Source organism: Stutzerimonas nosocomialis (assembly GCF_005876855.1).
In the GTDB taxonomy this organism is placed as follows: Bacteria; Pseudomonadota; Gammaproteobacteria; order Pseudomonadales; family Pseudomonadaceae; genus Stutzerimonas; species Stutzerimonas nosocomialis.
Genome location: NZ_QLAE01000023.1, coordinates 67,926 through 78,218, shown reverse-complemented (window position 1 = coordinate 78,218; position 10,293 = coordinate 67,926). Strand labels below are relative to the sequence as shown.

Annotated in this window: 10 protein-coding genes and 1 tRNA gene; 3 read left to right on the top strand and 8 right to left on the bottom strand. The window is 63.3% G+C overall.

The features are described 5' to 3' along the window. Positions 1–346: 346 nt before the first annotated feature. The 6 genes from DN824_RS14940 to queA form a co-directional block, all read right to left on the bottom strand. Positions 347–880, bottom strand: a complete 534-nt coding sequence (locus DN824_RS14940; protein WP_138409202.1) for a glycine zipper 2TM domain-containing protein — start codon at positions 878–880, stop codon at positions 347–349. A gap of 79 nt (positions 881–959) precedes the next feature. Beyond that, a complete protein-coding gene (gene secF, locus DN824_RS14935; protein WP_138409201.1) occupies positions 960–1,868 on the bottom strand; it encodes a protein translocase subunit SecF in 909 nt (302 codons plus the stop codon). Positions 1,869–1,880: 12 nt separating this feature from the next. Next, positions 1,881–3,749: a protein translocase subunit SecD gene (gene secD / locus DN824_RS14930; protein ID WP_138409200.1), complete on the bottom strand. Its 1,869-nt coding sequence runs from the start codon at positions 3,747–3,749 to the stop codon at positions 1,881–1,883. A 66-nt stretch (positions 3,750–3,815) separates the two neighbouring features. Continuing rightward, positions 3,816–4,142 carry a preprotein translocase subunit YajC gene (gene yajC / locus DN824_RS14925; RefSeq protein WP_138409199.1) on the bottom strand — a complete coding sequence of 109 codons (327 nt, stop codon included), beginning with the start codon at positions 4,140–4,142 and terminating at the stop codon, positions 3,816–3,818. Positions 4,143–4,178: 36 nt separating this feature from the next. Further along, positions 4,179–5,294 (bottom strand): tRNA guanosine(34) transglycosylase Tgt, encoded by a 1,116-nt coding sequence (gene tgt / locus DN824_RS14920; protein WP_174236523.1) that lies wholly within the window; start codon positions 5,292–5,294, stop codon positions 4,179–4,181. Positions 5,295–5,308: 14 nt separating this feature from the next. Next, complete coding sequence (gene queA, locus DN824_RS14915) at positions 5,309–6,358, bottom strand: tRNA preQ1(34) S-adenosylmethionine ribosyltransferase-isomerase QueA (protein ID WP_138409197.1); 1,050 nt, start codon at positions 6,356–6,358, stop codon at positions 5,309–5,311. Positions 6,359–6,472: 114 nt separating this feature from the next. Here queA and DN824_RS14910 point away from each other — a divergent pair. The 3 genes from DN824_RS14910 to DN824_RS14900 all read left to right on the top strand — a co-directional run bounded on the left by DN824_RS14910 (position 6,473) and on the right by DN824_RS14900 (position 7,993). Further along, a tRNA-Leu gene (locus tag DN824_RS14910) sits at positions 6,473–6,559 on the top strand. Positions 6,560–7,181: 622 nt separating this feature from the next. Continuing rightward, a complete protein-coding gene (locus DN824_RS14905; RefSeq protein WP_003246255.1) occupies positions 7,182–7,394 on the top strand; it encodes a cold-shock protein in 213 nt (70 codons plus the stop codon). 98 nt (positions 7,395–7,492) lie between these two features. Next, on the top strand, positions 7,493–7,993 hold the full coding sequence (locus DN824_RS14900) for an RDD family protein (protein ID WP_138409196.1): 501 nt from the start codon (positions 7,493–7,495) through the stop codon (positions 7,991–7,993). A gap of 7 nt (positions 7,994–8,000) precedes the next feature. On the opposite strand, the gene lptG is transcribed toward DN824_RS14900, so the two are convergent. Next, positions 8,001–9,062, bottom strand: coding sequence for an LPS export ABC transporter permease LptG (lptG, locus tag DN824_RS14895; protein WP_138409195.1), 1,062 nt, complete (start codon positions 9,060–9,062; stop codon positions 8,001–8,003). Beyond that, complete coding sequence (gene lptF, locus DN824_RS14890) at positions 9,055–10,173, bottom strand: LPS export ABC transporter permease LptF (protein WP_138409194.1); 1,119 nt, start codon at positions 10,171–10,173, stop codon at positions 9,055–9,057. The genes lptG and lptF overlap by 8 nt, the downstream gene beginning before the upstream one ends. Positions 10,174–10,293 lie beyond the last annotated feature (120 nt).

Below are 10,293 nucleotides of genomic sequence, written 5' to 3'. Positions count from 1 at the left end.
TTTTTATTGCCACCCGGACTCTCACCAGGGACTACGTCCCCGGTTATTCAGCAAGCCTCACCCCTTCGGGGCCGCGCTGAAGCGCGTTCTGCTTCGCAGTCGAGTCCAGGTCGCGGAGCCAAATTCGAAGCCCCAGGTGAAAACCCAGGGCTTTTTTTATTGCCGCCGGACTCTCACCAGGGACTGCGTCCCAGGTTATTCGGCAAGCCTCACCCCTTCGTGGCCGCGCACCGCGTTCTGCTTCGCAGCCTGTAGGGCGGTGAAACCCACGCGACCATACTCGCCTCGCCGAAATCAGCGCATAAAAAAAAGCGCCCCGCGGGGCGCTTCTTCGTCTGCGAAAGACTTATTGCTGCACCAGCACCAGCTGGCCATCCTTGACGGGAATCTGTGCGCCGGGATCACGATCCATGCGCACCTGGCCGATCTGGCCGCCGAGGTTGTACTTCACGTCGTAGCCAACGATCTTCTCGCTCACGTCGGTAACCGTGTCGCAGCGGGTCTCGGTGGTGGTGTAGGTGTCGTTCGCCTGCATGTTGCCCTGCACCTTGTTGCCGGCATAACCGCCAGCCGCAGCTCCGGCGACGGTGGCGATTTTCTTGCCGCTACCGCCACCGACCTGATTACCGAGCAGACCGCCTGCGACCGCGCCGATGACCGTACCGGCGATCTTGTGCTGATCCTGCACCGGACGCTGGCGCGTCACGGTGACGTCCTTGCAGACCTCGCGAGGCGTCTTGAGGGTTTCCTTGACCGGCTGCACCTCGACCACTTCGGCGAACTGAGGGCCTCGATCCATCAGGCTGTAGGTGGCGAACGCACCACCGGCCGTCACCACTACAGCACCCAGAACCGCACCGACAACCATGGATTTATTCACTGCAACGTCCTCTCCTGCGGGCCTCGCCCGTAATCCGGGCCTTTGACTCGGCAAGGCCCGGAAAGTTCAGGAGATCCGATCAGGGGCGCTCGTCCACTTCCTCGGCGACCGGCGGGATCAGGTCGTCGCGGGTCAGTTTCAGCCAGACCAGCAGCGTGCTGGCCACGTAGACCGACGAGTAGGTACCGGCACCCACGCCGATGAACAGCGCGAGCGAGAAGCCCCAGAGGTTCTCGCCACCGAAGATCATCAACGCACCCACCGCGATGAGCGTGGAGATCGAGGTCGCGAGGGTTCGCAACAACGTCTGAGTGGTAGAGATGTTGATGTTCTCGATCAGATCGGCCTTGCGCAGCATGCGGAAGTTCTCGCGGATCCGGTCGAACACCACGATGGTGTCGTTGAGCGAGTAGCCGATCACCGCCAGCACCGCCGCCAGCACCGTCAGGTCGAACGGAATCTGGAAGAACGCGAACACGCCCAGTACGACCGCCACGTCATGGAACAGCGAGACGACCGCGCCGAAACCGAACTTCCACTGGAAGCGAAACGCCACGTAAACCAGGATGCCGCCCAGGGCCAGCAACATGCCCAGACCGCCCTGGTCGCGCAGCTCCTCACCCACGGCAGGCCCGACGAACTCGACCCGTTTGACCGTGGCCGGATTGTCGGCATCGCTCGCCTGCAGCGCCTGGGCCACCTGGGCGCCCAGCTGCGGATCGTCGCCCGGCATGCGCACCAGTACGTCGGTGGTGGCGCCGAAACTCTGCACCACCGCGTCGGTATAACCCGCCGCACCGAGCTGCGAGCGCACCTGATCGAGGGCTACCGGTTTCTCGTAACCCAGCTCGATCAGGGTACCGCCGGTGAAATCCAGACCGAAGTTCAGCCCCTTGAAGATCAGGCTGCCCAACGCAACCACGGTCAGCAACAGGGTCAGTGCGAACGCCAAATGGCGGATCGCCATGAAATTGATTACACGCTTCATCGTGGCAGCACCTTAAATCCAAAGCTTCTTGAGATCGCGGCCACCATAGATCAGGTTGACCATGCCGCGCGTCACGATGATCGCGGTGAACATCGACGTCAGGATGCCGAGCGACAGCGTGACGGCGAAGCCCTTGACCGGGCCGGTGCCCATCGCGAAGAGAATGCCACCCACCAGCAGCGTGGTCAGGTTGCCGTCGAGAATCGCCGAAAAGGCTCGATCGAAGCCCTCGTGGATGGCGCGCTGGATCGACATGCCGTTACCGATCTCCTCCCTGATCCGGGAGAAGATCAGCACGTTGGCGTCGACCGCCATACCCATGGTCAACACGATACCGGCGATACCGGGAAGGGTCAGGGTAGCCCCGAGCATCGACATCGCCGCCAGCAGCACGACCATGTTGAACATCAGCGCCAGGGTGGCCAGCACGCCGAAGAACTTGTAGATCAGCGTGATGAACACCGCCACCAGCACGAAGCCCCAGATGGCAGCCTTGATACCCAGCTGGATGTTCTCGGCGCCCAGGCTCGGGCCGATGGTGCGCTCTTCGGCGAAGTACATCGGCGCAGCCAGGCCACCGGCGCGCAGCAGCAGGGCCAGCTCGGACGACTCACCCTGCCCGTCGAGGCCGGTGATGCGGAACTGGCTGCCCAGCGGCGACTGGATGGTCGCCAGGCTGATGATCTGCTTCTCTTCCTGGAAGCCCTGGATCTGCACCTCCTGCTCGACACCGTCGACCGTCTGGCGCACATAGCGCGTCACCGGCCTTTGCTCGATGAAGATCACCGCCATGCTGCGGCCGACGTTGTTGCGGGTGGCCCGGTTCATCAGCTCGCCGCCGTGCCCGTCGAGGCGAATGTTCACCTGCGGCCGACCGTTTTCGTCGTAGCTGGCCTGGGCGTCGGTGACCTGGTCACCGGTGATGATCAGGGTGCGCTCCAGCGGCACCGGCGGACGACCTTCCTGGCGGAAGTTGAAGCTTTCGGTGGCCGCGCGCGGCGCATCCGGCTCTGCCGCGAGACGGAACTCGAGGTTAGCCGTCTTGCCCAGGATGCGCTTGGCTTCCGCGGTGTCCTGCACGCCCGGCAGCTCGACCACGATGCGGTTGGCGCCCTGGCGCTGCACCAGCGGCTCGGCGACGCCCAGCTCGTTGACACGGTTGCGCACGGTGGTGAGGTTCTGACGGATCGAGTATTCGCGGATTTCAGCCAGCTTGGCCTCGGTCATGGTCAGGCGCAGCACCTGCTGTCCGCCACGCTCGCTGGTACTCAATTCGAAATCGCCGAAATTCTTGCGGACCAGCGCCTGGGCCGTGGCCAGCGTCTGCTGATCGGCAAAGCCCAGCTGCAGCGAGTTGCCCTGGTTGGGCAGGCTGCGATAGCGCACGCGCTCCTGGCGCAGCAGCGCCTTGACCTCACCGTCGGAGACGTTGAGGCGCGTTTCGATGGCCTTGTCCATGTCCACTTCGAGCAGGAAGTGCACACCGCCCGACAGGTCCAGACCGAGCTTCATCGGCGATGCGCCAAGATTGCGCAGCCAGTCCGGCGTGGTGGGAGCCAGGTTCAGCGCGACCACGTACTGGTCGCCGAGCGCGCGGCGGACGATGTCCTTGGCCGGCAGCTGATCGCTCTGGCGCTCCAGGCGCAGCAGTCCACCGCGCCCCTGCTCCGCCTGCTCGGCGGACTTGACTGCGATACCGGCCTGTTCGAGCGCGGTACGGGCACGATCGAGGTCGGCCTGCTCGACCTGCAGCGCGGCGGTCGAACCGGTGATCTGGATCGCGGGGTCATCGGGATAGAGGTTGGGCGCGGAATAAACGAAAGCGACCGCGAGCACTGCCAGTATCAGCAGGTATTTCCAGAGGGGGAATCTATTGAGCATGACGCAGCCCGTTTAATGAACGCGGGGCGCCTTGCGCGCCCCGTCGATAGGTATGAACGAAGGAACTCAGATCGCCTTCAGGGTGCCCTTGGGCAAGGTGGCGGCGATCGCGACCTTCTGGATCTTCAGTTCGACGGTATCGGACACTTCCAGCACCACGAAATCGTCCGCAACCTTGGCGACGCGACCTGCGATACCGCCGGAGGTGACCACTTCGTCACCCTTCTGCAGGCCGCCGATCAGGTTCTTGTGCTCTTTGGCGCGCTTGGCCTGGGGACGCCAGATCATCAGGTAGAAGATGACCAGAAAACCGATCAGGAAGACCCACTCGAAACCGGTACCAGCGGGGCCGGCGGCCTCCTGGGCATGGGCGGCGGGAATCAGAAAGCTCATGTAGCACTCCTGTTGCAGGGACGTAGTGGTAAAAAATCATCCAAGCGGCGGGGTTGGCAGTCCGCGCTTGGCATAGAAGGTGTCGACAAAGGCAGCCAATGTACCCTTTTGGATGGCGTCGCGTAAACCGGCCATCAATCGCTGGTAATGCCGCAAATTGTGAATGGTATTGAGCATGCTGCCGAGCATTTCACCGCACTTGTCCAGATGATAGAGATAGGCGCAGGTGAAATTCTGGCAGGTGTAGCAGTCACAGGTCGGGTCCAGCGGCGACTCATCGTGCTTGTGCACCGCGTTGCGGATCTTGATCACGCCGTCGTCGACGAACAGGTGGCCGTTTCGCGCATTGCGGGTCGGCATCACGCAATCGAACATGTCGACGCCGCGGCGCACACCTTCCACCAGATCCTCGGGCTTGCCTACTCCCATCAGGTAACGCGGTTTGTCTGCCGGCATGTGCTGCGGCAGGAAGTCGAGCACGCGGATCATTTCTTCCTTGGGCTCGCCCACCGAGAGGCCGCCGATGGCGAGGCCGTCGAAACCGATCTCGCAAAGCCCCTCGAGCGAGCGCATGCGCAGCGATTCGTGCATCCCGCCCTGAACGATGCCGAACAACGCGGAGGGGCTGTCGCCATGGGCCGCCTTGGAGCGCGCCGCCCAGCGCAGCGAAAGCTCCATCGAGCGCCGCGCGACTTCCTCGTCCGCCGGATAGGGCGTGCATTCGTCGAAGATCATCACGATGTCGGAGCCCAGGTCGCGCTGCACCTGCATCGACTCCTCGGGCCCCATGAACACCTTGGCACCGTCCACCGGCGAGGAAAAGTACACGCCCTCTTCCTTGATCTTGCGCATCGCACCCAGGCTGAACACCTGGAAACCGCCGGAATCGGTCAGGATCGGGCCTTTCCACTGCATGAAGTCATGCAGGTCGCCATGCCGGCGAATGACCTCGGTCCCCGGACGCAACCACAGGTGGAAGGTGTTGCCCAGAATGATCTGCGCGCCGATCGCCTCGATGTCGCGCGGCAGCATGCCCTTGACGGTGCCGTAGGTGCCGACGGGCATGAACGCGGGCGTTTCCACCGTGCCGCGCGGAAAGGTCAGTCGACCGCGACGTGCGCGCCCTTCGCTGGCGAGCACTTCGAAGGTCATGTGGCAGGTACGACTCATGGGCGATCCTCGGGTCCGCGCGGCGCGGGATTGCGGGTGATGAACATCGCATCACCGTAACTGAAGAAACGGTAGCCCTGCTCCACGGCTTCCTTGTAGGCAGCCATGGTCTCCGGGTATCCGGCGAACGCCGAGACCAGCATCAGCAACGTGGACTCGGGCAGATGGAAATTCGTCACCAGCGCATCGACCACATGAAAGGCCTTGCCTGGATAGATGAAGATGTCGGTGTCACCCCGGAACGGCTTGAGCGTGCCATCACGCGCCGCGCTCTCCAGGGAGCGGACGCTGGTGGTGCCGACCGCCACCACCCGCCCGCCGCGTTCACGGCAAGCCGCGACGGCATCGACCACCTGCTGGTCGACTTCCAGCCACTCGCGGTGCATGTGGTGTTCCTCGATCCGCTCGACCCGTACCGGCTGAAAGGTTCCGGCCCCGACGTGGAGGGTGACGAAGGCGATCGACACGCCCTTGTCCCGGATCGCCTGCAGCAGCGGCTCGTCGAAATGCAGCCCCGCCGTCGGCGCGGCCACCGCACCGGCGCGCTCGGCATAGACGGTCTGGTAGCGCTCGCGATCGGCCGCCTCGTCGGGGCGATCTATATAAGGTGGCAATGGCATGTGGCCGATGCGTTCGAGCAACGGCAACACGGGTTCGGAAAACTCGAGCTCGAACAGCGCATCGTGGCGCGCCAGCATCCGCGCCTCGCCACCGCCGTCGAGCAGAATCGACGAGCCGGGCTTGGGCGACTTGCTCGAGCGCACGTGCGCCAGGACCCGATGCTCATCCAGCACCCGCTCGACCAGCACCTCTAGTTTGCCGCCCGAGGCCTTGTGACCGAACAGGCGCGCCGGAATCACCCGGGTGTTGTTGAACACCATCAGGTCGCCGGCACGCAGGTGCTGGAGAATATCCGCGAAGCGGCCGTGCTCGATCCGCCCGGTCTCGCCATCGAGCTGCAACAGCCTGCTGCCGCGGCGCTCGGCAAGCGGATGGCGGGCGATCAGCGACTCGGGAAGTTCGAAGGAAAAATCGGCGACGTGCATGGAGTCATTGGGCTGCTTTCAGGGGGCGCAAAGCTTATCCGAAACGGAGGCCCCCTGACCACGCCGGCCCGATTGACCGTCCCGACCGGCATCCCTATACTGCGCGCCCATCGTGCCTCGGTGGCGGAATCGGTAGACGCGGCGGATTCAAAATCCGTTTCTGGCGACAGAGTGAGAGTTCGAGTCTCTCCCGAGGCACCACGACATCAGGCGGCAAGCAAGCCGCCGACAGGAAAACCGGCCTGGCCGGTTTTTTTGTGCCAGCGACACTGTGTCGACTCGTTCCGATTATTGGCGTCTTGCCATTGCACGTCGGCATTCGACGCTGTAGTATCCGCGTCCTTTCCTGGCCAGCCAAACCAACTCCAACAGGCTGCCAGGCGACTCTTCGGCACTCGATACCGCCTGCCGCTCCGCTACGAGCGCCGGCCCGCCGAAGCAGCATCATCGAATACTGGATCCGCACGGACCCAGGCTCTAGACGAGCCATGGCGCAGGCGCCATGACAGATGAACGGCAGCCGCCACATCCTCGTCACAGAAACGCGACCGCAACACGGCGATCTTCGCCGACACAGCAATGCGCAGGCATGGGTCCTGCACACTCAACTTTCATGACTCCGAGGGGTTGGCATTCCCTGGTGAGTTAGCGTAGAGTGTGCCCACTGTGTTTGCATGGGTCGCTGTTGAATCGTGACCTGATGCAGTAGATCTTCAGATCCGCTACATCCCGCTCGACTTCTCTTACTCTTTGCAACCAGTTCCAGCTTCCTGCATCTATATGCCGGGGCAATTCAACTTTTGAGTTTCAAGGATACAAAGACATGTCGAATCGTCAGAACGGTACCGTCAAGTGGTTTAACGACGAGAAAGGTTTTGGTTTCATCACTCCTGAGAGCGGTCCGGATCTGTTCGTGCACTTCCGCGCGATCGAAGGCAATGGCTTCAAGAGCCTGAAAGAAGGCCAGAAGGTCAGCTTCATCGCTGTACAAGGACAGAAGGGCATGCAGGCTGACCAGGTTCAAATCCTGGGCTAAGCCTTGCCGCTTGTCGAAAGCCCCTGATGGAAACATCAGGGGCTTTTTTGTGGGCGGAATTCCGTAGAATGCCGGCTGCCTTTTCCATCGGAGCCGAAATGCGCAATCACCTGCTATCCCCCCAGGGCCCCTTTCCGCCCGCCAGCCTCTGGCGCCGCCTGGCCGCCATCCTCTACGACAGCTTCCTCTCCATCGCGCTATTGATGGTCGTGACGCTCGCCTACCAGCAGATCGTGCTGCGATTGCTGTATGGCAGCGAACAGCTGCAGGCACTGTCCGAGAGCGGCGCCCTGGACATCGACCCCCTGCTCTCGACCCTGCTGTTCTTCAGTCTGTTCGGCTTCTTCGCCAAGTTCTGGACCCATAACGGCCAGACGCTCGGCATGCAGGTGTGGGGCGTGCGGATACAGAACGCGGACGACAGCGCCATCGGGCTCTGGCAGGCGCTGCTGCGCTTCCTCGTCGCGATCGGCTCGTGGCTGTTTTTCGGGCTCGGCTACTGGTGGATGCTGTGGGACAAGCAAAAGCGCACCTGGCACGACATCTACTCCGAAAGCCAGGTGGTCCAGCTTCCGAAGAACATCCACAAGAAGAAATGACGCTACCCTAGCCCGCCCGCCGCAGCAGAAGCAGCCCCGCCAATGCACAGATCGCGGCGGGCAATACCACGGCCAGCAACGGCGAGAAGCCGAACACCTGGCTGGCCGGCCCGAGCAGATCCTGAACGATGCGGAAGACGAATCCGACCACCACGCCGGTGAAGATCCGCTGACCGAGGGTGACCGAGCGCAGCGGCCCGAAGATGAAGGAGATCGCCATCAGCACCAGCGCGACGGTGACCAGCGGCTGCAGCACCTTGCCCCAGAACGCCAGCCAGTAGCGCGCATTGTTCATCCCCTGGTCGCCCAGGTAATGGATATAGCGCCACAGACCGGTGATCGACAGCGCGTCGGGCTCCATGATCACGGTCCCCAGCAGCTGCGGCGTCAGCTGCACGTCCCAGCGGGCCTCGTCGGTCTGCTCCACCTCGGTGCGCTCGCCACGGAAATGCGTGGTGGAGATATCCTTCAGCTGCCAGTGGTCGCCCTGGTAATCGGCCCGACGCGCAAAGCTCGCCGACAGCAGGTGCCGCTCGCCATCGAAACGGTAGCGGGTCACGCCGAACAGCACGCCATTGGGCTGGACCGCGTTGACATGGACGAACTCGTCGCCCTGGCGGTGCCATAACCCGCGCTTGCTGCTCTGCGCCTCACCACCGCCCTGAGCCATCGCGCGACGCGCCTGGGCGGCATCCTCGCTCCAGGGCGCGACGTATTCACCGACCAGCACGCCCACCATCAGCAGCACCAGCATCGGCTTCATCACCGCCCAGACGATGCGCCCGAGGGAGACACCCGCCGCGCGCATGATGGTCAGCTCGCTGCTGCTGGCCAGCGTGCCGAGGCCGATCAGACAGCCGATCAGCGCAGCCATCGGCAGCATCTCGTACAAGCGACGCGGCGCCGTCATGAACACGTACTGCAAGGCGTCGAACAGGCCGTAGCTGCCTTCGATGTCGCCCAGCTCGTCGATGAACGCGAACAGCAGGGCAAGCCCGACGATGATCCCCAGCACGGCCAGGATCGCCACGAACACATGACGACCGATATAGCGATCGAGCTTAGTCATGGGCAAGGCTCCCGGCACGACGGCGCTTCATGTTCAGGCGCAAGGGCTCCCAGTACAGCATCAGCAGGCCGATTCCAAGGAACAGGACGTGAACCCACCACAAGCCCAGGGCCGGCGGGATGCGCCCCTTGTCGAGCGAGCCGCGGGCGGCGATGAGCAACGCAAGGTAGGTCATATAAAGAAGGATCGCGGGCAGCAGCTTGAGGAATCGTCCCTGCCGCGGATTGACCCGCGACAGCGGCACCGCCAGCAGCGTCACGACGAACACCAGCAGCGGCAGCGAAAGGCGCCATTGCAGCTCGGACTGGTGGCGCAGGCTGTCGCTGCCGAACAGCTCATGGGTCGGAATGGCTTCGCGATCGCTGATCTCGAGGCTGACCTCCGGGCGCGGCAGCAAGACGCCGTAGGTCTCGTACTCGATGGCCCGGTAATTGGCCTGTCCCGGATTGCCGTCGTAGCGAAAACCGTTTTCCAGGATCAGGTAGCGGCTGCCGTCCGGCTGGATTTCCTGGCGCCCCCGCTCGGCCACCACCACCGAGACGCCGCGATCGGCGCCGCTCTGGCTGGAGGTATTGGTCTCGGACATGAAGACGCCCGCCAGCTCGCTGCGGTCCTGGGACAGCTCCCGGGTGTAGGTCACCCGACTGCCGCGGCGCATGGTCTGGAAACGGCCGGGCACCAGCGTATCGAACTCGGTCAGCGACTCCTGCTGATTGAGAATCCGCGCGACCTCGGTCACCCCCTGCGGCGCGAGCCCGAGGCTCAGCCAGCCGACCAGCAGCGCCACCACCGCGGCGGGCGCGAGGCTATAGGCCATCAGCCGCTGCTGACTCATGCCGGTGGCCGACAGCACCGTCATCTCGCTTTCCAGATACAGGCGTCCGTAGGCCAGGAGAATGCCGAGGAACAACCCCAGGGGAAGGATCAGCTGCAGGAAGCCGGGAAGACGGAACCCCATGATCAGGAACAGCACGCCGGGGTCGAGCAGGCCCTGCGCGGCCTGGGCGAGGTACTTGATGAAACGGCCACTCATGATGATCACCAGCAGCACGGCGCTGACGGCGCTCATGGTGATCAGGACTTCACGAGACAGGTAACGAAAGACGATCAAACCAGAAACTCCAGGGTTGTCAGGCTCAGGCGGGTACGCTCAAACTAGCCGCCATTGCCGGCCCGCCCGCAGACGAACCACCGGAAAATAGCCGGCATTATCCTGCAAACCCGACTCTTT

Coding starts and splice junctions, on each gene's coding strand:
- secF (WP_138409201.1), bottom strand. CDS start 1,868: ATGAAGCGTGTAATCAATTTCATGGCGATCCGCCATTTGGCGTTCGCA.
- secD (WP_138409200.1), bottom strand. CDS start 3,749: ATGCTCAATAGATTCCCCCTCTGGAAATACCTGCTGATACTGGCAGTG.
- yajC (WP_138409199.1), bottom strand. CDS start 4,142: ATGAGCTTTCTGATTCCCGCCGCCCATGCCCAGGAGGCCGCCGGCCCC.
- tgt (WP_174236523.1), bottom strand. CDS start 5,294: ATGACCTTCGAAGTGCTCGCCAGCGAAGGGCGCGCACGTCGCGGTCGA.
- queA (WP_138409197.1), bottom strand. CDS start 6,358: ATGCACGTCGCCGATTTTTCCTTCGAACTTCCCGAGTCGCTGATCGCC.
- DN824_RS14905 (WP_003246255.1), top strand. CDS start 7,182: ATGTCGAATCGTCAGAACGGTACCGTCAAGTGGTTTAACGACGAGAAA.
- DN824_RS14900 (WP_138409196.1), top strand. CDS start 7,493: ATGCGCAATCACCTGCTATCCCCCCAGGGCCCCTTTCCGCCCGCCAGC.
- lptG (WP_138409195.1), bottom strand. CDS start 9,062: ATGACTAAGCTCGATCGCTATATCGGTCGTCATGTGTTCGTGGCGATC.